Origin of the sequence: Microcoleus sp. Pol10D4, from assembly GCF_036701555.1 — a bacterium.
Classification (GTDB): domain Bacteria; phylum Cyanobacteriota; class Cyanobacteriia; order Cyanobacteriales; family Microcoleaceae; genus Microcoleus.
Genome location: NZ_JAUBRA010000054.1, coordinates 21,409 through 48,124 on the forward strand (window position 1 = coordinate 21,409; position 26,716 = coordinate 48,124).

The 26,716-nt window shown below is 46.0% G+C and carries 24 protein-coding genes, 1 tRNA gene and 1 pseudogene; 10 read left to right on the forward strand and 16 right to left on the reverse strand.

Annotation, left to right across the window (positions count from 1 at the left end; translation table 11 throughout):
• Positions 1-7 precede the first annotated feature (7 nt).
• Complete coding sequence (cysK, locus tag QUA36_RS22905) at positions 8-988, forward strand: cysteine synthase A (protein ID WP_333459212.1); 981 nt, start codon at positions 8-10, stop codon at positions 986-988.
• 144 nt (positions 989-1,132) lie between these two features.
• Here the strand turns inward: cysK and QUA36_RS22910 are convergent, their stop codons facing one another.
• From QUA36_RS22910 to QUA36_RS22930, 5 genes are all read right to left on the reverse strand, one after another.
• Positions 1,133-1,927 carry a sulfite exporter TauE/SafE family protein gene (locus tag QUA36_RS22910; RefSeq protein WP_333459213.1) on the reverse strand — a complete coding sequence of 265 codons (795 nt, stop codon included), beginning with the start codon at positions 1,925-1,927 and terminating at the stop codon, positions 1,133-1,135.
• A 632-nt stretch (positions 1,928-2,559) separates the two neighbouring features.
• On the reverse strand, positions 2,560-3,012 hold the full coding sequence (locus QUA36_RS22915; protein WP_333367139.1) for a DUF732 domain-containing protein: 453 nt from the start codon (positions 3,010-3,012) through the stop codon (positions 2,560-2,562).
• A gap of 157 nt (positions 3,013-3,169) precedes the next feature.
• Positions 3,170-4,504 (reverse strand): alkaline phosphatase PhoX, encoded by a 1,335-nt coding sequence (locus QUA36_RS22920; RefSeq protein ID WP_333459214.1) that lies wholly within the window; start codon positions 4,502-4,504, stop codon positions 3,170-3,172.
• 373 nt (positions 4,505-4,877) lie between these two features.
• Complete coding sequence (locus tag QUA36_RS22925; RefSeq protein ID WP_333459215.1) at positions 4,878-5,039, reverse strand: hypothetical protein; 162 nt, start codon at positions 5,037-5,039, stop codon at positions 4,878-4,880.
• Positions 5,040-5,182: 143 nt separating this feature from the next.
• On the reverse strand, positions 5,183-6,385 hold the full coding sequence (locus QUA36_RS22930) for an EAL domain-containing response regulator (protein ID WP_333459216.1): 1,203 nt from the start codon (positions 6,383-6,385) through the stop codon (positions 5,183-5,185).
• Positions 6,386-6,805: 420 nt separating this feature from the next.
• On the opposite strand from QUA36_RS22930, the gene QUA36_RS22935 reads away from it, so the two are divergent.
• Positions 6,806-7,321 carry a heme-binding protein gene (locus tag QUA36_RS22935; RefSeq protein ID WP_333459217.1) on the forward strand — a complete coding sequence of 172 codons (516 nt, stop codon included), beginning with the start codon at positions 6,806-6,808 and terminating at the stop codon, positions 7,319-7,321.
• Here QUA36_RS22935 and QUA36_RS22940 read toward each other — a convergent pair.
• From QUA36_RS22940 to tnpA, 3 genes are all read right to left on the reverse strand, one after another.
• Positions 7,308-7,724 (reverse strand): secondary thiamine-phosphate synthase enzyme YjbQ, encoded by a 417-nt coding sequence (locus tag QUA36_RS22940; RefSeq protein WP_333459218.1) that lies wholly within the window; start codon positions 7,722-7,724, stop codon positions 7,308-7,310. The genes QUA36_RS22935 and QUA36_RS22940 overlap by 14 nt on opposite strands.
• Before the next feature lie 103 nt (positions 7,725-7,827).
• On the reverse strand, positions 7,828-8,928 hold the full coding sequence (locus QUA36_RS22945; protein WP_333459219.1) for a glycosyl transferase: 1,101 nt from the start codon (positions 8,926-8,928) through the stop codon (positions 7,828-7,830).
• Between the two features lie 414 nt (positions 8,929-9,342).
• Positions 9,343-9,756 carry an IS200/IS605 family transposase gene (tnpA, locus tag QUA36_RS22950; protein WP_333459220.1) on the reverse strand — a complete coding sequence of 138 codons (414 nt, stop codon included), beginning with the start codon at positions 9,754-9,756 and terminating at the stop codon, positions 9,343-9,345.
• Between the two features lie 61 nt (positions 9,757-9,817).
• On the opposite strand from tnpA, the gene QUA36_RS22955 reads away from it, so the two are divergent.
• Positions 9,818-11,068, forward strand: a complete 1,251-nt coding sequence (locus QUA36_RS22955) for a transposase (RefSeq protein ID WP_333459221.1) — start codon at positions 9,818-9,820, stop codon at positions 11,066-11,068.
• A 136-nt stretch (positions 11,069-11,204) separates the two neighbouring features.
• Here QUA36_RS22955 and QUA36_RS22960 read toward each other — a convergent pair whose 3' ends face one another.
• Together QUA36_RS22960 and purE are read right to left on the reverse strand one after the other, a co-directional pair.
• Entirely contained in the window at positions 11,205-12,803 is a 1,599-nt protein-coding gene (locus tag QUA36_RS22960) for an ammonium transporter (protein ID WP_333459222.1), read from the reverse strand.
• An 83-nt stretch (positions 12,804-12,886) separates the two neighbouring features.
• On the reverse strand, positions 12,887-13,408 hold the full coding sequence (gene purE / locus QUA36_RS22965) for a 5-(carboxyamino)imidazole ribonucleotide mutase (RefSeq protein WP_333081709.1): 522 nt from the start codon (positions 13,406-13,408) through the stop codon (positions 12,887-12,889).
• 226 nt (positions 13,409-13,634) lie between these two features.
• On the opposite strand from purE, the gene nagA reads away from it, so the two are divergent.
• The 3 genes from nagA (at position 13,635) to QUA36_RS22980 (ending at position 16,352) form a co-directional block, all read left to right on the forward strand.
• The gene (gene nagA / locus QUA36_RS22970; protein WP_333459223.1) at positions 13,635-14,864 is read left to right on the forward strand and encodes an N-acetylglucosamine-6-phosphate deacetylase; all 1,230 of its coding nucleotides are present in this window, start codon (positions 13,635-13,637) and stop codon (positions 14,862-14,864) included.
• A 208-nt stretch (positions 14,865-15,072) separates the two neighbouring features.
• A complete protein-coding gene (gene bchM / locus QUA36_RS22975) occupies positions 15,073-15,759 on the forward strand; it encodes a magnesium protoporphyrin IX methyltransferase (RefSeq protein ID WP_333163965.1) in 687 nt (228 codons plus the stop codon).
• A 200-nt stretch (positions 15,760-15,959) separates the two neighbouring features.
• On the forward strand, positions 15,960-16,352 hold the full coding sequence (locus QUA36_RS22980) for a DUF423 domain-containing protein (RefSeq protein WP_333459224.1): 393 nt from the start codon (positions 15,960-15,962) through the stop codon (positions 16,350-16,352).
• Positions 16,353-16,433: 81 nt separating this feature from the next.
• On the opposite strand, the gene QUA36_RS22985 is transcribed toward QUA36_RS22980, so the two are convergent.
• Complete coding sequence (locus QUA36_RS22985; protein WP_333459225.1) at positions 16,434-17,528, reverse strand: hypothetical protein; 1,095 nt, start codon at positions 17,526-17,528, stop codon at positions 16,434-16,436.
• A gap of 1,013 nt (positions 17,529-18,541) precedes the next feature.
• Here QUA36_RS22985 and QUA36_RS22990 point away from each other — a divergent pair.
• Both QUA36_RS22990 and QUA36_RS22995 read left to right on the forward strand, forming a co-directional pair.
• Positions 18,542-19,975: a phosphoglucomutase/phosphomannomutase family protein gene (locus tag QUA36_RS22990; protein WP_333459226.1), complete on the forward strand. Its 1,434-nt coding sequence runs from the start codon at positions 18,542-18,544 to the stop codon at positions 19,973-19,975.
• A gap of 363 nt (positions 19,976-20,338) precedes the next feature.
• Positions 20,339-20,614, forward strand: a complete 276-nt coding sequence (locus tag QUA36_RS22995) for a LapA family protein (protein ID WP_333459227.1) — start codon at positions 20,339-20,341, stop codon at positions 20,612-20,614.
• A 16-nt stretch (positions 20,615-20,630) separates the two neighbouring features.
• Here QUA36_RS22995 and QUA36_RS23000 read toward each other — a convergent pair whose 3' ends face one another.
• From QUA36_RS23000 to QUA36_RS23015, 4 genes are all read right to left on the reverse strand, one after another.
• Positions 20,631-21,623 (reverse strand): hypothetical protein, encoded by a 993-nt coding sequence (locus QUA36_RS23000; RefSeq protein ID WP_333459228.1) that lies wholly within the window; start codon positions 21,621-21,623, stop codon positions 20,631-20,633.
• Between the two features lie 154 nt (positions 21,624-21,777).
• Positions 21,778-22,839 (reverse strand): hypothetical protein, encoded by a 1,062-nt coding sequence (locus tag QUA36_RS23005; RefSeq protein WP_333163980.1) that lies wholly within the window; start codon positions 22,837-22,839, stop codon positions 21,778-21,780.
• A gap of 549 nt (positions 22,840-23,388) precedes the next feature.
• A complete protein-coding gene (locus tag QUA36_RS23010) occupies positions 23,389-24,063 on the reverse strand; it encodes an Npun_F0813 family protein (protein ID WP_333163983.1) in 675 nt (224 codons plus the stop codon).
• Between the two features lie 727 nt (positions 24,064-24,790).
• A complete protein-coding gene (locus tag QUA36_RS23015) occupies positions 24,791-24,970 on the reverse strand; it encodes a hypothetical protein (RefSeq protein ID WP_333459229.1) in 180 nt (59 codons plus the stop codon).
• A 38-nt stretch (positions 24,971-25,008) separates the two neighbouring features.
• Between QUA36_RS23015 and QUA36_RS23020 the strand changes: the two genes are divergently transcribed.
• A tRNA-Arg gene (locus tag QUA36_RS23020) sits at positions 25,009-25,082 on the forward strand.
• Positions 25,083-25,670: 588 nt separating this feature from the next.
• The gene (locus tag QUA36_RS23025; RefSeq protein WP_333459230.1) at positions 25,671-25,949 is read left to right on the forward strand and encodes a hypothetical protein; all 279 of its coding nucleotides are present in this window, start codon (positions 25,671-25,673) and stop codon (positions 25,947-25,949) included.
• Between the two features lie 58 nt (positions 25,950-26,007).
• Here the strand turns inward: QUA36_RS23025 and QUA36_RS23030 are convergent.
• Positions 26,008-26,716: pseudogene (locus QUA36_RS23030) on the reverse strand (hypothetical protein); the annotation flags it as partial.

The window sequence follows — 26,716 nt, forward strand, 5'->3', positions numbered from 1 at the left end:
TTAAGCCATGAGAATTGCTAAGGATGTTACAGGAATAATTGGCAGAACTCCATTAGTTCAGCTCAATAAAATTCCCCAAGCCGAAGGAGTAGTTGCTCAAATTGTGGTCAAATTAGAAGGGATGAATCCGGCTGCTTCGGTGAAAGATCGGATTGCAGCAAGCATGATTCAGGCTGCAGAAGATGCGGGGTTAATTCAACCGGGGAAAACTATTTTAGTAGAACCGACTTCAGGAAATACTGGAATTGCTTTGGCAATGATTGCGGCGGCGAAAGGCTACAGTCTGATTTTAACGATGCCGGATACGATGAGTTTAGAGCGCCGATCGATGCTGAAAGCTTATGGAGCTCAGTTGGAATTAACTCCGGGACATGAAGGAATGTTAAGCGCGATCGCCCGTGCGGAAGAAATTGTAGAAGAAACCCCCAATGCTTTCATGCTGCAACAGTTTCGCAACCCCGCTAATCCAAAAATTCACCGTGAAACAACGGCTGAGGAAATTTGGGAAGATACAGAGGGTAAAGTAGATTTTTTAGTTGCTGGAGTTGGCACCGGCGGTACGATTACTGGAGTTGCTGAAGTAATTAAACCGCGAAAGTCCAGTTTTAGGGTAATTGCAGTTGAACCAGCCACCAGCCCCGTCCTTTCTGGAGGCAAATCTGGTGCTCACAAAATTCAAGGGATTGGCGCAGGATTCATCCCAGAAGTGTTGAAACCAGAGTTAATTGATGAGGTAATCGCAGTTAGCGATGCAGATGCGATCGCTTACAGCCGTCGGCTAGCCAGAGAAGAAGGATTGTTGTCAGGAATTTCTGCAGGCGCCGCTTTGTGTGCCGCAATTCAAGTCGGCAAGCGTCCGGAAAATGCTGGAAAATTGATAGTTTTTGTGCAGCCTTCTTATGGCGAACGCTACCTCAGTACAGCCTTGTTTAAAGACTTTGAATTGCCGACTATCCGCGAACTCGAATCATTAGTCAGCAATTATTAAATTCTAGTAGGGGCGAGCTTGATTACTGCGACATTGCTCTCAGTTTAACCCGAAAGGAAAGACCGGCAGGGGTTTAAACCCCTGCCGGACTGAACCGAAAACGCATATTTGTTGACAGCAATACTCCTGACCTTACCCTACTTTTTAGACTTGATACAACTTCCAACTAGCCATCGCCAACATTCCGTAAATAACAAACTTTAGCGGGCGTTTAGGCATAATTTGGCAGAATTTAGCCCCTACTAAAACTCCTGGCACCGAACCCAACCAAATAGGCAATACTAAACTCCAGTCTACTGTTCCGAGGCTGACGTGTCCCAAAGATGTAAACATCAATAAAATTGCCGCCTGGGAAATATCTGTACCCACCAATTTAGAAGTATCCAGGCGGAAAAAAGCAATCAGCAACAGTGCAAACATCGAACCGGAAGACACGCTAGTCATTCCCACTATGCAGCCTAAAATTGCTGCCGCACTCACAGTATAAATACGGCCATAATTAGTATTTAAGTCCCATTCAGGGGGCGCAGGCAATTTAAAATTAGGGAAAAATGTTTTGACCGCTAATTGGGTCAGCGATAAAGCGACAATTAGTGCGATCGCTACTCCGAGAAAGCGCAGCAATATGCTGTCTAAGTCCTGATTTCCGCTGGATTTGATGCAGTGTAAAATCCACACGCCAGTCAGCGAACCGGGCACGCTCCCCAAAGCCAGCCACTTAACTACTTGCAAGTCGAGGGTTTTTTGCTGCCAGTGTTTGAAGCCGCCAACAACTTTCATCAGTGTAGCAGCTACGACATCCGAACTAATAGCAATTGATGCTGGAATTTGGAAAACAAAAATTAACATTTGGGTGATGGGCGAGGCTCCGCCAACTCCGGTCAAACCAACGATAATGCCCACGAAAAAGCTGAGAAACGATAGCAATAAGTAGTTCACGGTTATGCCCAAAAACTGTGTATTTAAGCGCTGCTAACCAACAAATAGATAATTTTGGCGGCTACTGCCACATAGTAACATAGGGAAAATTTTATCCGCAATTCAATATTTTTTCCACTAACTTTGCTCTTAAACGCTGACAATCAACCTCTGGTTTAGCTACAATTTTAGTTTTTAAAGGAACCATATCCCAATAAATAAATCAACATAAATTATAGTAAAACTTTTTATAAAATTCTTGTATTTGCCTGTGTAAGTGATTTAAAAGCGTCGATTTATTCATGGTTGATGTTTTGTATTATACCTTAAATTGACGAGGATCGCAGGTAAAACAAAGTAGAGGTTAACCGACTGTTTACCCGAACAAAAATCGGGAGTATCGAAAACATTAAAATACAGTGTATTCCAGGTTTATTAAGTACACCTGGAATACGCTGTATTCAATTGCCAGAAGCAACCAGCCTCAGATTTTTTTAAACCAGACTTCCTTAAAGCCCTTCAAAATCTAGTTACTTCCTTGCTTTTTGTGACTGGCAAACTGACCTAACAGAGGCAATCTGAGCCGCTTTTCCTACTCCTGAACGGCCAGTAATGGCGGAGGCGAGGCGATAGCTCCACACAGACTTCCTTGCTCAGTCGTGAAACTCAGGGCAGTAATATTTAGGAGCCAGAGCGTTAAGCGCATCAACTTCAGCATTGCCTTGAGGTTGCAGCAAGTCGATCGACATTCCCCCACTGAGCGCATTACATATCCCGCGCGCACGTTCGATAGCAGCTTGGGGATTTCGCTGAAGGCGAGACACGGCATCGGATGAGGATGAATTGAGCCGTTTGCTCAACGATTGTTGGTAATTATTAATAAAAGCCTGATCATTTGACCCTAAAGCGATCGGGCGACCACTGCTACTACGTCCACAAAGCTTACCTAAGTCGATCGTTCGACCATCACTCGTCTGTATATAGCAAACGTAATCAACCGATGTTTGAGCGACTGAACCACTAGATTGACATAGGTCAACGCCAAAGGCGATCGACATCATTACCAAAGAATAAAACACTCGTTTCGACTGGCGGACATATTGCACTACTCTTCAAACTCCCACAAACCGTTAAATTTTCATCAGCTTATAGAGAACCCACACCGAATGTTGCCACAATCCAGCGTGATTCGCCATATTCTGCATAGTGCGAACATTAAGCGTTTTACACCCAAATAAATGCCCGCACTACAAGACAGTAATGTTATGCTCCTCGTTGAGACTTCCAAGGGCCCCAAATGGCAAACGTGATGCCTGGGGTTTGGATATTAACGAACATAGTGTTACCATCCGGCGAGAAGCAGGCTCCGGCAAATTCCCGATCGTTGATAGCATTTTTTGCCAGACGATACAGTTCCCCCTTGGGAGTTACGCCCACCACGAACTGCTCATCATCGCCATCCTCGCAAATTATCAGATCACCATGAGGTGCCACAACAATGTTGTCAGGGCCATCGAGTTCGTCAGCCGATTGAGCCTCAACAAAAAGTTTGATCGTATCTCGATCGGGAAGATACCGCCAAACCTGACCAAATCCGTTCGGTCTGCCATTGGCGTCAACAGAGCCACCGTCCGAACAACAGAAGTAAACTTCACGATTGCCGTACCAGATACCTTCCCCACGAGTAAACTGGGCAGCACCTTTACCGAAACCTTCTACCCGTACCGTATCCGTAGCAGGGTCAGGATTGTCAATTGTCACCCATTCCACCGGCATCGGTTGGCCCTTGGGAAACCCTGCAAAAGTTTTTGCCTGAGACATATTCTTAATCTTCAGCGCTTGGAGAGTGCCCCCTGCGCTTAAATTGTTCCGTTGAGATGGGATAAAGCGATAGAAAAGGCCATCTCCTCGGTCTTCAGTCTCGTAGACAATTCCGGTTTTGGGGTCGATCGCCACCGCTTCATGGTTAAACCGTCCCATCGCAACTAAAGGTACGGGATTCACAGGAGTTGTTGCTTGAGCCGGCACTTCAAAGTTGTAGCCGTGCAGTTGAGATACATTTGTCGCATTGCCAGGTCTATTAGTCGCCGGAGTCGAGACATTTTCCTCGCAAGTAATCCAAGAACCCCAGGGAGTCGGGCCGCCCGCACAATTTCGATAGGTACCGCTAAGCGAAGCGTAGTGCTTGATGAGCTGACGATTGGGTCCAACCTGTAGTGTGGTTGTCCCCCCTTTGCAAAGAGGATCGTAAGGATTTGGGCCCACAACTTGTGTTGAAGAATTCGGACTCAGTTCGTGATTGCGAACCAGAATCACCGTGTTTTGGGGGCCTGGGAAAGCCGCCATGCCATCGTGACCACCGGGCACAGGGGAACCGTCACTCATCATTTCGCCCGTTCGTGAAAAAGCCCGATACTGAAACCCACGGGGTAAATCTAACAATCCATTCGGATCGGCTACGAGAGGGCCATACCCTCCCCCAAATACTGATTGACCATTGGCTTTTCTGGCATAAAGCGCTTCTAGAGGAGACATCATCAAAGTGCCAGCAGCGCTCGCTCCTGCCAAGGTAAAAAACTTTCGTCGTGATAGTTGCATCAGCTTTTCCGGTGAATTAAACAAAGCATACTCAACCTGCATCAAGACCAAGATAAGGTTGGTTTAATTTCTCATTAAGGTTGTCTCATAGTTGTTAAAAGTCAATCTCTGTGGCTCGTAACTGCTCGACGAACCTGACTGTTCGTTGCTCTCCCTGTTCAGAACCCATTGACGTTTTTTAACTAGGGAGTTGTAGGGGAGACAGCAAGTTAATCAGCATTCTAGAAAAACATTTCCCTAAAATGAATGTAGGTTTATTCAATTTTACTTATTTAGGATAATTCCTAACATTTGTTAGACTTTGGTTGCCGTATTAAGTTTGTAATTTTGCTATAGTAAACATTGTTTTTAACAGCTTATATTTCTTCAACCTCTACCCAGATAATAGCCACTTCAAAAGTGAGATAATCCCATCCCCGTGAATTCCTTCCCCTAATACCTGTGCTTGCACTTTACCAAACTGCATCATAACGCCGGGTTCTCCAGCGTTGACTATGACAAAAAACTTAGAAATAATAGCTAAAAAAACTATCACTAGAGTTGGTTTAACAACTAGGTCAACCTCTTTATTTTTTTTCTTGCTGGATTTGAGGGAGTCAACGTTAATGCTGGACTCTCAAACCACCCTACACCCCGATCGCACTTAATTATCTGCTCAATATTGACTGAATAGATATTTTATTTTCCTGCCCTCAACAACTGTTCAAAATCCGCTGCTGCCAAAGGAGGACTGAACAAATATCCTTGCATTATATCGCACTTATAGCGCCAGAGAAAATCTTTTTCTGCTTCGGTTTCAACTCCTTCGGCAATTACCTCAAGACAGAGAATATGCGCCATTTCAATAATAGCTTTCACAATCGCTGCATTTGTGCAACCATCGGTTATCTTGCTGATAAAACAGCGGTCTATTTTTAAAGTATCGAAGGGATATTGCGTCAGATAGCTTAAAGAAGAATAGCCAGTTCCGAAATCGTCAAGAGATATACAAACTCCCAAATTTTTCAAGTGTTGTAAAGTCGCGATCGCACTTTCGGCATCTTCTACCATCAAACTTTCTGTCAGCTCTAATTCCAAACTGCTCGCTTCCAAACCAGTTTCTGCTAAAATTTGGGCAACTCTACTGCTGAGATCCGGTTGGTGAAATTGGCGTGGCGACAGATTCACCGCTATTCGGAGCGGAAAACCAGCATTTTGCCAAACTTGCATTTGCCTGCAAGCTGTCTTTAACACCCACTCGCCTAACTGTACAATGAAGCCAGTTGCTTCGGCATGGGGGATAAATTCTGTGGGCGAAATCAGCCCTTTTTCTGGATGTACCCAGCGCACTAAAGCTTCTGCGCTCATAATTTTACCAGTCTGGACATTGACCTGCGGCTGATAGTAAACTTGGAATTCTTCTCGTTTCAGTGCATTGCACAAACAAGTTTTTATCTGCTCTAATTTGTCGGTCGTATTTTGGGTATATTCGCTGCTTTGTGATCGCAAAGTATTGTACTGTTCGGCGACAGCTTCTTGTTTTTTCAAGCGGCTCGATATCGCGCCCACAAGTTCAGCTTTACTAAAAGGTTTAGTTAGGTAATCATCTGCTCCCAATTCCATACCTTGCCGCATTTCAGAGCGATCGGCTTTACCTGTCAGAAAAACAAAAGGTACTGTAGCAGTAACAGGATTCGATCGCAAAGCCACTAGCACCCCATATCCGTCAAGTTCTGGCATCATCACGTCGCAAATAATCACGTCGGGAACATTTGACACCGCCGCATATAAACCTTTTGCTCCATTTTCTGCACCCGTCACGTCGAAACCTTCAGCTTTGAGGAGTTTGAGAATATTCTCCCGAATTACTTGCTCGTCCTCAATCACTAGAATCTTTTTCATACGTCATTCCCTGAAAGCGGTATAATTGATAGGCGTTACTGAACGCGATAAGCGTCCCAATAACTGAGAACGCACAGATCGATGGGCCCAACAGCCGAATATTTTCCGACACAAATAGCAAACACCGGAAAAACGCTAATTTTTCAAGCACAACTAGATTAATGTTTCTCTGCTTACTCAGTGCCGTCCGTATTATTACGAGGTTAATTAATAATCTCTCAACTAATTCTAGGCGATCGATAGTTAGCAGCGCCTTAAATAACTGCTAAACTAATTGTGCCACCTGAACGATTGTCTGCAAACAATCTCAGCCTATTTATAGCAGTTGCCAAAAACCATGCAACTGTAAGCAAGTTCCAAACCCTTGCGGAGTCAGTCTTCCCCATTCTTCAATGTAAAATCTCAACTTTTCAATCTCAAATGGTATTACCTACTGGATTCCCTGAACCCGCCCAGATTGGGGTCATAGAAGTTAAGCAATATCCTCAGTACCGCGCTGTCACCTACACCCATGCGGGCGATTTGCGACAAGCAACTGGCATCGCCTTCAATCCCTTATTTCAACACATCAGCAACAACCAAATTGCGATGACAACGCCAGTAGAAGCGCGCTACACGGAAACTTCCGGGCAAATCGATTCGGTTCCCCAAGCAAAAGTTTCGTTCCTCTATCCCGAACCAAATATCGCCCCCAGCAGCGTTAACTCCGCTGTAGAAGTCACAGATACTTCGCCGATGACGGTTGTCAGCATCGGCGTAGGCGGGGCCTACACTTGGGAAAGCTACGAAAATAACCTCCAGAAACTCAAAGATTGGCTTCAAGAACATCCTGAATACGAAATAGTCGGGCCGCCGCGCCGCTTTTTTTACAATTCCCCGATGACGCCGGAAGCAACTAAAATCAGCGAGGTACAAATTCCGATCAAGTGCCGCTGACGTGAACAACTAATTCGCGAATGTGACCCCGCTGGCGGTGTTCCCACAGGTAAATTCCCTGCCAAGTTCCTAACAGCAACCTGCCGCGATCGATCGGGATTTGTTCAGAAGTATGAGTCAGCGCAGTGCGAATGTGTGCCGGCATATCGTCTGGGCCTTCGGCATCGTGAATGTAGCGATCGCCCTCCGGTACCAGTTTAGCTAAAAAGTTAGCCAAATCCTTAAGTACATCCGGGTCAGCATTTTCTTGAATCACCAAACTAGCAGAAGTGTGGCGCAAAAATAAACTACAAAGTCCCGTTTTAATACTTGAATTCGCCACCGCATCTTCTATCTTAGGAGTGATTTTGCACAGGGATTTCCCTGTAGTTTGAATCTTGAGTATCTGTTGATAGTGATTCATTCGATTTTAGATTTTAGATTTTAGATTTTGGATGAGACTGATGCAAAAGTCTTCTGTCGGCGGAGGTAGACTTTGTTTGTGTACGATCGATTTCTAATCGCACTTATGAAAAATAGTCTACAACAGCTTGGGCGAGATCCTCCGTACCATTTTTATCCAATTTATCCGACAAACAGGGCGGATGCAGCGGTTGTCGCAAAAACTCCCAATCCCCCTCAAAAAACTCCGTCGCCGTCAAGATTTGATGTTCCGCATAATTTTGAATCCCTTCCAGCAACACCGCAGCTTCTGCAAAACCTTCTCTCATTATAGAAACAACAGGTATTTCCAAGCGCAAAGCTTCCGCAAAAGTGCTGTATCCCGGTTTAGAAACTAAGCGCCCGCAGACAGGCATAATATCAACCGGACGCGGTAAAATCGGGAAAGATTGTGCAAACTCCTGATTTTTGACATAAATCAAATTCGGCAAATCGGGAGCTCCCGCATCAAAAGTAATAAATTGCCAGTCACTAAATTGCTGTAAATTTTGATAAGGAATTTCCTCTAAACCCAATCCGCCGAAAGTCAACAATACAGTTTTTTCCAGCGGTGTTTCGATCCCGAATACTTCCCGAATTTTTTCGTTACTGTAGCGAGGATTGCCGCCAGTCAAGCCAACATCTTGAATATTTGGGAAAGCTGCCATCGGTTCGTGCAAAGGAAGACGAAAAAGCCGATCGCACATTCCGAAACATTCACCAATCCAATCTGCGATTTCTGCAAATTCCCCGCCCCAATCTCGATAGATAAAATCCCACCCAAAATTGCTCATCATCCAGCAATGAACCCCAGCCGCTGCCGCCATTCGCGTGGCCAAAGGAGGAATGTCTGCCAGCACCAAACCCACCCGATTTTGCTTGATAAAAGTAACTTCGCTGGCAATTAGGGAATTTTGCTTTTTCCGAATTTCCCGCAATTTTTCCAGCGTCGCATCTTTATCCATATTCAAACTGTCAGCTTGCACGACTCCGACATCAAAAGCGCGGGGACGGTGGATAAAGTCGCCACTAATATAAGATTCTAGCAGCCAGCGAGGTGCTGTTGTTGTGATAATTAGTAAGATATCGGGATTTAATTCTTGAATTTTTGCAGCTACGGAGGAGACTCGGACAGCGTGGCCGAATCCGTGATTCGTGATGGCAATATATAATGTTGGTCGAGACATTGATAATAGGGAATGGGGAATAGGGAATGGGGAATAGGGCATCGGGCATCGGGAATTGGAGGTAGAGACTGGAAGGCAACAAGGCTAAGCTTCAAGCGACGCACAACGAACAATGACACAATTAATAACTAATGACTAAGGAATAAGGACTAAGGACTAAGCGGTTGTGTATTTAACTTGTATATTCCTAACCTTGCTCTGAGCAACTGCCCCGAAGATTTTTATTATTTTAGATGCAATTTAAAGGCTGACTAGCTTATGTTACCAATTGATATGATCTCCGATAGATTGACTATAATAAAATTAGTTTTTAATGATGAACGCCACTCCTCTATAGCGCGTCGCGTGAGAACCCCGGTCTTTTAAGCCGGGGATGAAACGCAGTTGTAGCCTTTAGGCTACGAGTGTTCCATATTATTTGTTTTTCTGTCCTTCGATATATTTTCTCACAGTTTCGGTTGAGACGTTGCCAACACTACCGACAAAATAACTGGGAGTCCACAAGGTAGGTAATTTCAACAATTCAGGAAACTCTTTCCTCAAGTAACTTGAAGCCCTGCCTTTGACTCTCTGCATGATGAAGCTAGCAGAATCAGTCGGCTTAACGTTAACTAATAAATGTACGTGGTCTGGCATGATTTCCAAAGCAATAATTTTCCATCTGTTTTCCGTCACTACCTCGAAAATGATTTCTTGCAGCCGTTCTGCGATTTTGCCGACCAGGACGGCTTTACGTCGTTTCGGGATAAAAACAAAGTGCATATTGATCAGTGAAACAGCGTTACTTTCGTGCCGATACTCTAAATCCTTTTTCGACAAACTCGCCATAGAGTGATTGACTCCGTTGATTAATGATGTATAATCAACATACCACAGCGACGAATCTTAAATGTTTGGATGCCAACAAATACTGCTCAAGCCTGATAAAGCACTCAGGGCGGTTCTAGAATACATTTGCCAAGAGTCGAACAATCTGCACAATTGTGCAGTCTACTACGCTCGCCAAATATATTTCCAAACTGACACTTTCGTCCGCCCATTTGACGTAATCAACGCTTTAAAACGCAATTCCCATTACGGGGCTTTATGCGCTCAAGCTGCTCAGCAGACTTGCGGTGCTGTCGGTGAATCAGTAAAATCTTTCAAAGGACTAATTAAATTATTTTGGGATGGCAAGCTTGAATTTAAGCCCAAATTTCCCAATTACCGTACTCCTGGCGGATTTCATTTGATAGCTTATCCGAAGCAAGCGCTTGGAAAAAAGTTGATCGACGGTCAAGTTTCAATTCCTCTCGGTCAAAAAGTAACAACTTGGTTTGGACTGAAGAACTTTCAAGTTCCCATGCCTACAAACTTAGACTATGCCGATATCAGAGAAATTAGAATTCTTCCCAGAAATGGCTGTTTTTACGCCGAGTTTGTTTACAAGGTATCTAGCATTCAAACTGTGACAGACAGTCAAAAAGCTTTAGGCATCGATCACGGTATTGGTAACTGGCTTACTTGCGTCAGCAACTCAGGTACAAGCTTTATTATTGATGGCAAACAATTGAAGTCGGTCAATCAATGGTACAACAAGCGTGTAGCAAGTTTAATGGAGGGCAAGCCTAATGGTTTTTGGTCACATCAATTAGCACGATTGACTGAAAAGCGAAACCGTCGAATGCGCGATGCTGTAAATAAAGCAGCTCGTTTAGTTGCTAATCACTGTATCAAAAACGGAATCGGTGTTATCGTTTTTGGGTGGAACAAAAGGCAGAAAGATTCTGCCAATATGGGCAAAAAAACAAATCAACAGTTTGTTCAAATCCCTACGGCACGACTAAAATACCGTATTGCTCAACTGTGCGAACAATACGGTATTAAGTTTGTCGAAACCGAAGAAAGTTACACGTCTAAAGCATCATTTGTAGACCGCGATTTTCTACCTACAATCGGTGAAAAACCCGAAGGGTGGAAGGAAACGGGTAGACGGGTAAAACGCGGTTTATACCGGACGGGTGTAAAAAACTGGTACATCAATGCTGACTGCAATGGCGCAGCCAACATTTTGAGAAAAGTAGAGACGATGTTGGGGATTGACCTTGACGGAGTTTGTAGGGGTGTTTTGACAGCGCCTTCAAGAATTACCTTTTGGTAGTTTCTTTAGAATCCCTGCTGCTTCAGCGCAGGGAGTGTCAATTCAGAGTGTGGTTTTTCTGAATAAAGGCGTGAATTAGCTGATAAATAGCTAATCTAGGACACGAAAGCTGAATTGATCGATCTCTTCGCACGCTCTACAGTTTGCTAGTCTTGCCTCCAGAACCCCCACCATAACCGCCGTAGCTGGTCTCACTTCTGTTATCCAAGCTCGTTTCCTTCACAAACCCCGTGTAAGCTTCCATCCCGTGTTCGCCGATATCCAAACCTTCAGCCTCCTCTAAAGCAGAAACGCGGATACCCAGCAAAGCTTTGAGTGCCAGCCAAAAAATCGTACTCAGCAGCACGGTCATCCCCCCTACAGAGATAATGCCGACCAACTGCGCCCAGAGTTGACCGAAACCTCCGCCCAAAAGCAATCCGGCTGCAGGACCTGCGGTATAAAGTCCAGTTGTAGGCCCGTCAGCAAACAAGCCCACTGCCAGAGTTCCCCAGATTCCACAGACTAAGTGAACTGAAGTTGCGCCTACAGGGTCATCAATTTTCAAGTTGTCGAAGAAAGTTACGGCGAAAACTACCAGGATACCAGCGATCGTGCCGATTATGGCAGAGTTTGGCACGTTAATCCAAGCGCAGCTCGCTGTTACGCCGACTAAGCCCGCAAGGATGCCGTTGATAATCATCGAAAGGTCGGGTTTGCCCAGGTACAGCCAAGCAGTAATGGTTGCAGCAACTCCCCCGAAGGCACCGGCAGTGTTGGTGGTGATCGCAATATGGGCGATCGCATTTGGATCGACTGCCATTGTCGAACCGGGATTGAACCCGAACCAACCCAACCACAGAATCAAACAGCCCAGGGTGGCAATGCTCATATTGTGTCCCGGCATCGCCACAGTATCGCCGTCGCGGTACTTACCAAGCCGCGGCCCCAAAAATGCCGCTCCCATCAAAGCCGCCCAACCGCCAACCGAGTGAACCACCGTCGAACCGGCAAAATCCCAGAAGCCTGCGTCTGCCAGCCAGCCGCCGCCCCAAATCCAGTGTCCGGTAATCGGGTAAGCAATGCCTACTAGCAGCAAGCAGAAAATTAAGAATTCAAGGAATTTAATTCGCTCTGCAACGGCTCCAGAAACGATCGTCGCAGCAGTTCCCGCAAAAACTAATTGGAAAAAGAATTTAGCGTTGAGGGGGACTCCTGTCCAGTTAAGCGACTCGAAAATGCCTTGATAAGCCTCTCCTGTGGCAGGGCTGTTGTCGGCTACATTCCACAGAAAAAATCCGCTGCTGCCGATAAAATCGTTGCCATTGCTGAACATTAAGCCAAAGCCGATCGCCCAAAATGCGATCGTAGAAAGCGCAAAAACAATCAAGTTTTTGGACAACACGTTCACGGCATTTTTCTGACGGCAAAAACCGGTTTCCAACATACCGAAACCGGCGTTCATAAAGAACACTAGCATCCCCGCCACCATGACCCACATGGTATCCATGCCCACCTTAAGGCTTGCTAATTGTTCCTCGGTGGTTGGCGCGGGAGCTGTTTGGGCTACCGCCGCATATCCCCACACCAAGACGATGATTGCTGCTAAAGGTATGCAGGCTTGCCAACTTGGAGTGAGGCGGGCGATCGCCCTTTGTAACTTCTTCAACCTGTTGACTTTCGTAAAAAATTTAGCTGCTGGCAAATTTAAAGTCTCCCGCCTGACTTGTTTCGACTTTTTCTTTCCGACAGTCATTTTAATCACTTTTACCCTCTTTACGGCTAGTAAGCTCAGCAATATTCGGAAAACTTTCCAATCTTACTACAAAAGTTTATGGATTATTTGTTGAGATTGAGATAGTTATGATAGCCTAGCTCTTCTAGTTGATTTTGTTTTTTCAGTACAGATTCGGACAAAGTTTTGCGGTAATGCAAAACTCGCTCTAGCAATTCCGGCTGATGAGCTGCCAGTATCTGAACTGCCAGCAAGCCAGCATTCTTAGCGTTGCCGATCCCCACTGTTGCTACGGGTATCCCGGCTGGCATTTGCACGATCGAGTACAGCGAATCTACCCCTTGCAGGTGCCGGCTCGGTACAGGCACCCCAATTACTGGCAAGGGGGTTAAAGATGCTACCATACCGGGGAGGTGCGCCGCTCCCCCGGCACCTGCGATAATGACTTTCAAGCCTCGTTGGTGAGCGGTTTGGGCATATTCCACCATGCGCTCAGGGGTGCGGTGCGCCGAGACGATCGCCACGGAGCAAGCAACACTGAATTCTTCGCAAACTGCGATCGCATCTTTCATGGTTGGCAAATCCGAATCGCTACCCATGATAATTCCAACTGTCGCTTGATTCATAAAATTTTCAGATTTGAGATTTCAGATAAATGCTAATTTTAAATGATTGTGTTAATTCAAATTTAGATATTTTGTACCAAAACTGACCCTTAAAAGCAATTTTGCCACAAGCCCCCGTCTGAGCAGCCCTGGAGCCAGCAAAAAGCAAAAACTCCCCCTCCTCATCGACAGCCACCGGATTTATCCGTAGCGAATATTAAATCTAAAATCTAAAATCTAAAATCGGATGACTGAAGCCACAACCCCACCTGCCGCCCGCACAGATATTCTCAATGTTCGCCTCCCCGGTTGCAAGGATTTGCAGATGCTTGCTGTTGACCAAACGGGCATCATTCAAGAAGTTTGGCCAATGGACGCTGTATTTAAACGGATTTGTCCTCCCGATTTGCAAGTGCTTGATGTAGCAGGCGATTGGCTTTCTCTAGGCGGTGTTGACTTGCAGATTAACGGCGCCATGGGTTTTGCTTTTCCCGATTTAGAAAACAAGCATATTGAAATTTTGCCAAAAATTTGTCAATTTTTGTGGAATCAGGGAGTCGATGCTTTTTTGCCGACTTTGGTGACAACTTCGCTGGATAAGTTTAGGCGATCGCTCTCGACTATAGCTGATTATATCCGCACTGTACAAACCGCCGATCGCGCAAGAATTAAACCCAAAACAGCGGAAATTCTCGGCGTTCATCTCGAAGGCCCTTTTCTCAACCCCCTGAAGCGAGGCGCTCACCCAGTTGAGTTTTTGCTACCGCTAACTATAGAAAATGTCAAGCGAGTTTTAGGAGATTGTGCCGATATTGTCAAAATAATTACTTTAGCGCCGGAGTTAGACAGCACTGGCGAAGTCATTTCCTATTTGCAAAGTTTGGGAATTTCCGTCAGTCTTGGACACTCCCAAGCGACGGCTGAGCAGGCACAGCAAGCATTTGAGCGGGGAGCTTCAATGGTAACTCACGCTTTTAATGCGATGCCGAGTTTGCACCACCGAGAACCGGGTTTATTGGGAGCGGCGATTGTTTATCCGGGCGTAAAATGCGGTTTAATTGCCGACGGCAAGCACGTTTCTCCGACAATGATTGATTTTTTGCTACGCGCTGGTAGGTATCAAAAAGGCGTTTTTTTAGTGAGCGATGCTTTGGCTCCTTTGGGTTTGCCTGACGGTGTTTATCCTTGGGATTCCCGACAAATTGAAGTCAGAAAAGGTACAGCTTGGGTAAGATTAGATTACCACTCGCCCCTGGAATCTGCTACTTTGGCAGGTACAACTCTGCCGCTGTTGGCGGGAGTTCAGAATTTGGTGGAGTGGGGAATTTGCGATGCCGAAAGTGCGATCGCCCTGGCAACTGAATCTCCGAGAAGGGCGATCGGAATTTCGGGAATTATTGGCAAATCGGCAAGTCAATTGTTGCGCTGGAATTTAAATGCTGCGACAAAGCAATTGACTTGGCATCGGTTATTTTAACCTGTTATATCATTTTAAATTAAAGAATTGATGGAGTGGGAATGTGCTAACTGGTATTACCCGATCGATTTTAGATTTTAGATGTGCCGTTTTAATCTAAAATCTAAAATCGCAAATCTAAAATAGGTTGTTGCGATTTGCACATTTTCCGAACCGGATTGCTATATAATGTCTAACCGTTGGCAATAACTCAGCAGCAGGCAGATCGATGAATTTGGTAGACGACAAGACTATAGTTAGACAGTATTTTAACTCGACGGGATTCGATCGCTGGCAGCGAATTTACGGCGACGGCAAAGTCAATAAAGTTCAGCTAGACATCCGCACCGGGCACCAGAAAACGGTGGATACAGTCATCGAATGGCTGCAAGCTGACGGGAATTTATCCGGGCTTTGTGTCTGCGATGCCGGCTGCGGTGTGGGATCTCTGAGCATTCCTCTGGCTGACGCTGGGGCAATTGTTTGCGCTAGCGATATCTCAGAAAAAATGGTAGCAGAAGCTTACGATCGATCGACAGCAGTTCCCGGCAAGCTCTACAACATCTCCTTCGCAGCCCAAGATTTGGAAGCTTTAACCGGCAAATTCCACACAGTGATTTGTTTGGACGTGCTAATCCACTATCCTCAAAATAAGGCTGCAGAAATGATCGCTCACCTAAGTTCGATCGCCGAATCGCGACTAATTCTTAGTTTTGCCCCCAAAACCTTAGCACTTACCGCCCTCAAAAAATTTGGTGAGCTTTTCCCAGGGCCCAGCAAAACTACCCGGGCTTACCAGCACCGCGAAGCTGATATTATCAAAATCCTAGAAACCAACGGCTTTGTTATTAACAGAACAGCCATGAATAGCACTAGCTTTTACTATTCTAGGTTGCTGGAAGCAGTTCGCAAATAGGGTAAAAATATCCGTTAAAAAGCGACTTTCTTATAAACGTAGGGTGCGCGCCACGCACCTTTCCTTCGCCGATTTAAAGTAATAGACTTGCATTGCATTTCGCAGTTTTCATCAGAATGAAATTATCTGCGTGTATCTGCGTTGCATCTGCCTTATATCTGCGGTTGACCGGCTCGCATCAAATTACCAATTAAACAAATATGTCAACGCTAATCCTAACGCGCATTTTCATAGCAACAGCAGCCGTATTCGGAGGTTTATCCGTTGCAGGCGGTGCTTTCGCCTCCCACGCTTTGAAAAATCAATTGAGCGATCGAGCTTTAACCATTTTTGAGACCGGCGCCCGATATCAAATGTACCATGCCCTGGCTCTATTACTCGTCGCTTTACTCTTGACCCGCGCCCAAGAGTCTCAAACCTTTTTTGCAGTGGCTGGATGGGCTTTTATTGCCGGCACTATCATCTTTTCAGGCAGTTTGTACGCCCTGAGTTTGAGCGACATCAAATGGCTGGGTGCAATTACCCCGCTGGGCGGAGTTGCTTTTATTGTTGGTTGGGGATGTTTGGCAGTCGCAGCTTTTAGTTTTAAATAGAGATTGGCAATTCCCTATGCCAAATCCCTCCGCGAGAGTTCCGCTTTTCGACCCCATGCCCTATGCCCGATGCCCAATTCCCTAATTATCAAACACATCCCTGGAAAACAGCTCTGTCAAAGTACGCAAGTAAGGTACAAATACCGTTAAATCTTCAGCAGGAAGCCGCTCGCATATTTCCCAAAACAAAATCAGCAGCATATCCTGCACTAACTCCCAACTTACATGAAGTTTCGGGTACAACATCACGCAAATTGGAAACAATTCTTGTTGTACCGGGTGAATGCTACCTTCCAAAACGCACCAGCACAAATAGCTTTGAAAAATCTCGACATCCCGAATACCAGAAATTTTTACCTCGCGATCGCTCAAATAGCCACTGCTGCTGCGGTATCCTTGATGCTGGGCACTAGCTCGATCGTACACTGCACTAGCAATCTGAGTCGTGTGCTGCAACAAATGCTGAACGGCTAATAGAGCTCTTGAATTCGGGGGCTGATTCGCCGCAGCCTCGTTAATTTCTCCGTAGGGAATGTGCAGGTAATCGTCTACTACTTTTAAGTAGGGCGCAAATTCCGCTCGCTCTGACTCCGAAAGACATCCTAACAAGATTTTGCTAGTGTATTGAAACTGCATTGTCACAAATCCCAGCACTAACGGATCTGTCTCTGAGTATTTTCGCCTCACTTTGATAATATCTTTTCCCACCAGCACTGACAAGCGGAAAACAGGTTCTCTATCCGCATAAGCGTCTATTGCTTTCCGATATAAGGTGCGAGAATCACCGGGAATTTCTAAAGAATTAATTAAACTTGGATTGATCGCGTGCCGCTCTATTTGTTTCCCTAAAAGAGCTTCTACTCTACTCCAAGCTATCTCGCTGGCTAAGTTTAGGGTATCTGTCAATTTTTCAACTATTGGGGCTCTATTCCCCTCAAAATTAGTTAAATCGAGGCTTGGGAGAATTTGACGTGGCGCTTGGTTCTCTCGTGTCGCAACTGTACTGTAATATTTTTTTGCCCAGCTAACTGCGAAGGAAGAAACGCTGACACCTTGAGCTTTTGGGAGTTTGTCAGTGTCGGGTCCGGTAATACCTTGGGACGCCTGACTTGGGCCGTGTTGAAGTTGGTCGGCTGCTGGTAAAGATTTTGAAGATATTTGTGAAATACCCGTCATGATAAACCTCGTTTTTTTATTAAGTCGCACTCGATCGAATCCCCTAATTTTTAACGTCGTTAACTACAATTTTCTGCCTTTGTACGCTGACAGTCATCAGCCATTACGCTTAAAGCTATAAGCCATTTGGCTCGACTGCCTGCATCTTTTATAAGTTGCACGTTAATAACGTTATTTATTGTGCGAGCGATCACCATCACCCTGTGATCGCGATCCTAATTATTTTTTTGACCTATAAAGAGGACGAGAAGTAAATTTAATTTGTCTTAAAATCTGATAATTAAAGTCAAATCTGCCTCAAAAAAAACTGCTGCTTGAAATACTTTATCTTTGTTTTGAAGCGCTTTGGTCGATCGCCCTAATTTCTTAAAGAAGCTAGGCTACAGCACGATCTAGCGATGACCTTGGTTAATTTATTTCTATAGCTGAATTAGAAATGTATTGTGAGTCGGGCGATTGTTAGGAAACCCTAACAAATTTAATAATCGGCTTTTCTAAATCAATAGTCCGGACAGTTTTCAATCACTAACGGCAGAATGAGGGTTTCAGCCTTCTCAGTGAGGTCAAATACTAACGGTAGAATGAGGGTTTCAGCCTCGGTCTCAAAAACTGTCCGGAGTATTGCTAAATAAAAAATTAAATTTAAGATTAGGATGAGATTTATGTGCATTTCGTTAAGACTATTGCCAGGGCCGTTTTTTGGGATCAGTTTTTTAGCTTCCCCGTGAAGCGAAGCTATCCCGTAGGGAATCGCCCGCAATTGATCGTTGTCCATTCGATCGGCCACCTACCCTTCAAAACCAGAATTAGCGAGTGACTCGCCCGGTAGCCCGCACATTTTGCCAAATCCAGCGGGTTCGAGTCCTCTGCCGGAGGCGGAAGCCTGTCCCTACAACGATAGGATTAGGCTTATTAGGTCCCATGGGCGATCAATCCTCACAAACAGCACGGCCAGTACGTCTTTAAGGCTATGGCTTCGGGTAGGATTAGTAGGACGAGAGGAAGTGGATAAAATGAGCGCTAGCAGCAATTCAACAGAAATTAAGTTCGGAACCGATGGGTGGCGGGGACTGATTGCCCATGACTTTACTTTTGCCAACGTGCGAAAAGTCACCCGGGCGATCGCCAGTTACCTAGAAACCGCTTACACCAAAGACCGTCCAGTTCTAGTCTCCTACGATACCCGCTTTCTGGCAGACGAGTTCGCCCGCACCTCGGCGGAAGTATTGGCAGATTTGGGATGGACGGTGAAAGTGGTCGATCGAGACTGCCCCACACCAGTCATCGCCTACAGCGCCAAGCATCTCAACTCCGCAGGAGCCCTGATGTTCACGGCTTCCCACAATCCCGCACCTTACTGTGGCATCAAATACATCCCCGACTACGCGGGCCCAGCCACCCCGGAAATTACTGATACAATTGTGGCCAATATTGCTGGTGCTTCTGATGCCCCAGCCAAAGGCAGCCACAACGATAAAATCTCCAGTTTTGACCCGAAACCCGAATATCTCAAGTTTCTTTATACTTTGATCGATGTGGAGCGGATTCGCTCTGCTAAGTTGAAGGTGAAGTACGACGCTCTCTACTCGACTTCTCGCGGCTATCTCGACGGCGTTTTGGAACACTGCGGCTGCGATGTCGAAAGTTTTCATACCTACCGCGACGTGCTGTTTGGTGGCGGAATGCCCGAACCCAAGGGGGAACAGTTAGTTGAGTTGGTGGAAGCTGTTAAGAAGGATTCGGCGGATTTGGGTTTAGCTACCGATGGCGACAGCGATCGCTTTGGTATTGTTGACGAGTTGGGAAATGTCTTGACTCCAAATACTGTACTGTTGCTGCTGGCGCGTCACTTGGTTAAGAATAAAGGATTGACTGGGGCGATCGTCCGTACAGTCGCAACTACCCACTTGCTGGACAATTTGGCCGCCAAGTACGGTTTAACAATCTACGAAACTGCAGTCGGCTTTAAATACATCGGCGAAAAAATGCGGGAAACTGCGGTGCTCATCGGTGGCGAAGAGTCTGGCGGTTTGAGCGTTTTGGGTCACATTCCCGAAAAAGACGGGATTTTGGCTGATATGCTAGTTGCTGAGGCGATCGCCTATGAAGGCAAACCGCTTTCTCAGCTAGTCGAAGAAGCCATTAAAGAAGCCAACGGCCCCCTGTACAACAAACGTTTGGACTTGCACCTAGAAGAAGCCCACAAAGCAGCCGTTTTGGAATCTTTTACCAAGAATCCCCCCACAGAAATAGCAGGTATCGGCGTTAAGGAAATCGGTCGCAAAGACGGAATTAAACTTTATCTTGAAGATGGCGGCTGGGTATTGCTGCGGCCTTCGGGAACCGAACCCCTGATGCGCGTTTACATGGAAACAAATTCTGTGGAAAAAGAAGCCAAAGTTGCCCAATACATGGAAAAGGTAATTTCTCAGTTAGAACCTGTTTAAATTTCAACCTATTCCAACGCGGGGTTTTTCTCTACCGCTTGAGATTGTGAGGTGCCCGCAGAGCACCTCACATCTTTTTGATAACTCTTGTAGAGCCTCTGAACATTCATCAACGATAATGCTCAGCTAGTTATATATTGGCAATACACGTGGATTTGTTAAAGTTTGGGATTGGTAAATTTATTTATTTTAAATTTTTAATAATTAAAAAATTTCCTAATTTTTTTCCGCATCTACTTGACTTTTTCCCTAGTCTTATTGTATATTATTAAATAATGGGATATTTGCACAAATAAAACTTTAACACATATTTAGATTGTAAAACAATTATATTAGTTAAATAAGTAGCCTGTCAACCCTTTTATGAAAACAATTCCTCTGCTCGCCATTAGTTTTTTATTAGCAATTTTAGCCAGCGCGATCGGCATTATCTCAGTGCAGAACGCCGCCCCAGTATCCTTAAATTTTATCTTTTTTAAATCGATACAAATGCCCGTAGGAGTAGTATTGGCAATGAGCATTAGTGCAGGACTGATCGGCGGTGCGCTGCTGCAACCGCTGTGGAACCTTTCAGAGTCGCAAAACTCGCGTCCTAAATTTCCGGCAAATCCAGAAGACTCCAACACCGCAGAATATTAAGTTAATTGCTGAATTCTTAGATGGAATACACCTGGCCGTCAATCAGCAGCCGAGTAATTCCTTTGGCTAGCAAGTAAGGCGCAGCTTTTTGCAGCAGCCTACCGTCAGGAATCTTGAAAACTCTTTGATTGCGAGTAGCAAATCGGCGGGCAACTCGGTGATTGTCAAACACTGCCAGGGTTTTCTCGCGAATTTCCGCCGCCGGAATTTGACCTAGTTCGCCAAAAGCTTTTAGAGGTCTAGTGATTAACTCTGCTGCCCGATCGACCACTAAATAGCAAATTGTGGGCAGAGATGCTTCGCTTAAAGGCAAAACTTGAATCAGTCCTGTACCCCGAAGCTCGATAGACTCACCCGACGATAGTGAACCCAGGAGACTGCCTTCAAACAGAGAGTCTTCATCCTCTACATCTTCGTCGAAGTCGTCATCTAAATCGTCTTCATCATCCTCCTCATCCTCCTCGTCCTCATCGTCGTCCTCGAAATCGCTAAAGTCTTCACCTGCCAGCAGCCCTTCTGCTGGCAGCCTTGCCTTTAGTTCACCAGTCACAACAGCGCGCTGGCTGCGATCGGCAGTAGCTGCTTGGGCATCTGGCACATCAGAAACATCCAAATCCGACTCTACATTCCCTCGAATTTCGAGTTCTGCAACTGGTTCAGGGGCTGATCCAGAACGCTTTCGGATCGTCGGTCTCGAATTTGAGGCTGACTGATGGACAGGGGCTGACTCCGACAGGGGGACACCTATAGGATCGGTTTCGCCATCGGCCGACGACTCAGTAGTCCTCTCTGTCGGTTCAGAAACACTTGTGCGATCGGACAAACGCTTTTGTTTTTGCTGCACTAAAAATTCGTATTCCGGCTCCGACAAAGCCCCCTGAATGATGCGCCTCACAGTCGAACTGCTCACTCCGTAGCGCTTTGCCAGAGTGACAGTATTCTCGTTTGACTGTCGGTACAGCCTGATGAGTTCGCGTTTGTCTGAATCGGAGAGTTTTGTAGGCGTCATGCCAAGTTTTCCAGCAAAAAGACGTGAAAAGACCCAGGCTAGCAGTTAGCGAACTGTGATTTTTCATTTTCGATTTCAAGCTCACAGATGCCGACAAGGGCAAAACAGCTTTCGCGTCCCCATCGCTTGCCAAAGCAACCCTAATCTCAAATCGCTAGGATGCGCGACGACTGCGCCTGCTCTGGCGAGAACGGGTTGAGATGTCATGTTCCAAGATAGCTCCAATTCCGAACAGGATGGCGCTGAAAACAAAAAAGACTTCCAGCAAACTGCCGCTTTGATAACTACCCTCAGCCTGAGTATCGCGCCATTTAAAGTACATATCTGCGATGTAAAGCGAAAAAGTTGCAGCCGCAATCATTCTCCAAGATTGGGAAAAACGTCCTCCCCAAAACGCCAGCAGCAATGCAGTAGCAATAATCAGCAGAAAAACGTCCCCAACGATGTAAAACAAATTGATTGCGTTTTTGTGAGGCGCCAGTTGCTTGTCAAGTGCCATCACCCATCCCGGAGCTTTGATTTCTGCTTCTGCTTCTTCTTCTTCGGGTGCGGATGCAGCATCAGTCGCTGCTGCTTTTGGTTGTATCTTGGAAGAATTGTCCAAAGCAGGCGCTCTTCCTGTGGTAGCGGTTGCTGGTGCAGATTCTGTCACTAATTCTTGAGTGGCTGCCGGAGCCATTCCTAGCTGGGCCCTCCAAGAGTCAGGTGCAGCAACCCAAATAGCTACAGCAATCCCGAAGGCTGCAATTCCCGCTAACAAAGCCCACTGCCAAATTTCTAGATTCAGTCGCTTGGAAGTCACAGCTACAACCATGCCCCCGATCAGGACCACATAGCTGCCCAGATAAAACGCATCTGCAGGAGACACGTCCGGGTCTAACTCGAAATACAGTTCCCAAATCCCGAACAGCACGCCGGCTATGAAATAGAACAGCATCCCCAGACCAATGCCCAGCCAGACGTTGCGCCCGCTGACCATGTGCGGGCTTTGCCAGTTTCTAAAACAGACTAAAGCCGCTCCCAAGTATGCTCCGCATTCAAAAATATAAGTGCCGATCGAGTACCAAAGAGGTAAACCCTCTTCTGCTGAGAGCGGGACGCTGAACAGCAAAAAGAACAGCAGCGCCATTACAGCCCAGACAATGCCCGCAATCACTAGGGTCTGAGCTGACAGTAAAGATGAAGATGTAGATGACTTTTCTGAAGTGCTACTCATAGGGATTCCACGAGACCTAACTAGCGGTTGAACGCACCCCATCTCAATCTTTGATTCGAGATGAGGATTCTTTCGCCAAAAAACCTTGATCTGACGCTTCCGGAATAACTGGCGTCCTCAGTGTGTCGTCGGGACTTTTGCCCTCGTACACTCTAGAAAGACTAAGCAAGAATAATATCTATTTACTAATTCAATGAATTAGTTGTTAGTCGATCTTGTATCCGAAAATATAATGATAGAAATACGGTATATGTCTCCACCCTTAAGGCTTTTACAGTACCCAATCTATCTCGGAAATTCTACCCTCAAATGTTGAGGGATATGTTTTTTTGCTTTCACACTCCCCCACTCATATCAATGATTGTGGGTGGGGACTGCGATCGAAACTGAGTTAAATTGCCAGACCATAGGTGGCCTCCAAACCGAATCAACAATTTGGTTGGTCAATACAAGTTGGCCATCCAACCTGTATATCGCGTACCCCCTACAGTGCAATTATCTAAGCTCCCTTATCTGGGCCCAATTGTCTGAGCAATTGTCACAGATTTTCTATCCTGCGATCCACAACTTGTTGAGGGCTGATTGTTTCAGCCAATCTAGAAACTGAGTCCGATCCGGTGCTGGCATATCTTGTAGCACATCGCTCACTCCCTCCGCGAAGTCCGTATTGCCAAAATATGATTTGCCCAAGCGGTGGAGTTCTTGCAATAAGGTCTTGAGATGCTGCTCTTGCCAAGGAGGCACCTTGTGATTTTCCAAGGGACTAACGGTTAGCCAGTTTTTTATCGCATCAGGGGAGTCTGCCTGGGGGAAGTTTCCCTGCTGAAATACCTTGGCGATATCTTTCTGAAACGATGTGGCTTGCCTTGCGCCTAAGAGGTCTTCTACATCGAAGTAAACAGCTTGGAGCAGCAGCAGACAAGCCTGCGCGAACAGTGGTGCTTTGGCTGCTTCATTCCCTGCCGGTTCTTCACCGGCAAGCTGATCTAAACGGACTTTTCCCCAGACGCTATATCTATCCGGCTCTTCTAGCAGAACACAGGCTTTGCCTCGGTTGTCGGTTAAGTCCCGCCACAAGGCTCTGGCGTCTTCTGCTTGCTTGCCGTTGAAGGCGCTGATCAGGCGAAAAGTCTGCCCCTGATAATTGAGAATGGGAATTTGTTGATCCCGTTTTGGGTGTTGAAAATTGGTTATTTCAACATCCTGCCGTTTCAGAATAAACATGACACTGCGATTTGACTCCTGTCATGGCCGAGGTGCTGTGCTTTTGACACTCCCCATGCCTAAAGGCGAGGGGATTCTTGATTCAGCGAGTCCACTTAAATTAGCAGGATTGCTCCCGATCACCCAGAGATGGTTCTCTCCTCAAGCGTTCCGATACTTTTTTGCTAACAAATGCTAACAAATATCTAAGCTGAGATTGTCTCTCAGCTTTGGCGTATAAATCTATGCACGAAGGAAAATCCCCCGCGCACAATTTACGACTGCTGTACTGGCAACGCTTGATTTTAGCGCTCGTGCCGAGCGGGCGATTGACTGTTTTGCTTTGATGCCGTAGAGGAAGCTTATATAGAGGCTCCGTACCATCAGGGATTTTCACCTGAGTCTTTCAATCCTAGTTCTACCACATTTTTATGAAATATCAAGTCGAGTAGAATGTTAGCCAACATAACTCAATATCAGCAAATTATTCATTCGGGCTCAACTCATACCTCAAATCAGGCAGGGGACGATCTCTGGTTTTGCGGTAATGCGGTCAGCGTTTTAGGCTTTGCCACTAGGGGATGTTAACATAACTAATAGAGATATTGGAAAAAGTACCTGTGACTCTTTTCCTGTCTGAGCTCCGTCTTAATTTGGGGAGATATCCGATCGACCAAATATGGGGGTTTCAACTCGACCTCTAAATACTTTACCCGACTTCACGTCCTACCTAGTTTTGATTGTAAATTTACAATTGTGCTGTTTGCAGGTGAGTCCCTCCAGCTTTTGTCAGATACAGTCTTGGAGGCAAAGGCACTCTCATCACCTTGGTTTTTTTTCCCGAATCATCGCGCTGCACGCCATATTTTTGTACATCAAAGCGGTTTCTGCGTAAGTCATCACATAATTTACTTGCTCGATCGCACACTGCACCGATACAATAATGTTGTTAGCGATTTTTGAGTTGGGTGCGTAACTCAGTTGGATAGAGTAGCTGCCTTCTAAGCAGCGAGCCGCAGGTTCAAGTCCTGCCGTACCCGTAGATGAAACCTAATAGCATCAATGCTTTGAGCCGTTCTTTACCGAAAAGTAGAGGGCGGCTCAAACCTTATTTGTTTCGCATTTGTTTCGCATTTTGTTTCGCACAACAAATGCGAAACACTGCCTATCTGGGTCAGGTAGTATCCCGGCATCCTTTCAGCAGACACGGGTCAACTCTCCGAGCCCAATATTTCCAAGAACGTCTCCACGTCTGCCAAGTCCGCTCTGGATTTTTTGCGCCGCGCTTTTAACTGGTTGAGCAAGTCGGCCGGTTCTGGAAATTCTGCGACGGTCGGAGCGGAGTTTTTATTTTCTTCCCGATCGCGCTGCGCTTCCTTGAGCTCTTGCGGTCAAGCACACGGTCAAGGCGATCGCTCGCAACCTTGTCTACAGTTCCACCGGATTTGTAGACAAATTGTAGACTTGACGTTGTTGTCGCTTCGTGTAGACAAAATCTGTATACAGGATGTAGACATCTCACAGTACACGAGCTAAAAAATTAGATTGAATCACTTGACACAGTGCTTGACAGTCAAACAAGTCTTTGTTAGGGTACAAAGGTAATCAATCACTTGTGACAGAGAATCATGTCTAATCCCAACGGAAATATTCAAACTTTAAAACCTTATGAGAGCAAGTGGCGATCGGGCAAAACTCAAACCATCAGAGTACCCGTTGCCCTCGCTGAACAGATACTGGTGGTAGCGCGTCAAATGGATGCAGGCGAATCACTTGTGACACAGGATGAAAGCTTAAGCTACCTGAGAATCCTTAAGGTAAAAATAGAGGCTAAAGAACCGGGCTACAGGGCTAACTCAGCCAGCAAGCTGATATCCGATCTCAAGTTAATTCTTGACAAGCTGTAGACACAAAAATCCCCCAATTAAGGGGGATGGGATTGAGCCGTCAGTTGTCAGGCAGCGGCTAAATTTTCCGCAGGTCACAGAAGAGCATTGAGATTACCCTGCCGCCCTTGTGTTTTTCGCGCTCTTGCCAGTCAACCTTGCAACTAATGCTTGTGTGAATCTCAACGATGCGGCCGTGCCAGTTATAGCTAGAGTCCTCTGGCTTGTTGCCAGCCACTTTGTCTCCGACTCTGAATGCTTTGAGCGGGTCAGAGCAGGGAACGCCAGTGAGCAACTCTGTCAGTTTTTGCTTGTCGGAATCCGAGAGTTTGGAGAATGAATTGCAAAAGTCTAACAAAGTTGAGTTTAGTGCTCCAGCATCTCCAGCAGCGCTCTGCGTAAGGATTGTTTGCTCCAGCAGTGCTCCAGCAGAAATTTCTTGCTGGAGCACTGCTGGAGACGATATCCTTGCTGTGTCTACTGCTGGAGATGCTGGAGCACTTTTTCCACTTCTTTCAGACTTTTGTTTGCTGATGCCGACATAGTAAAAATCACCCATTGTCCGCTGACCCTCAAACCCCCGTTCTGTGTGCCGATGCTTCTCCAGCTTGGGAAAAATCTCACAAAGGCGGGCATATAACTGGTTGATAGCTTTCACAGGTTTGTCCCACTGGTTAGGTAAATCATTCCAAACCAGTTTGTCCTTACCCTTCTCGTTCCACTCAATCTCAAGTATCCCCGCCTCTTGATACCACTCTTGTAACTCGTTCCATAAGTCTTTGGCATAA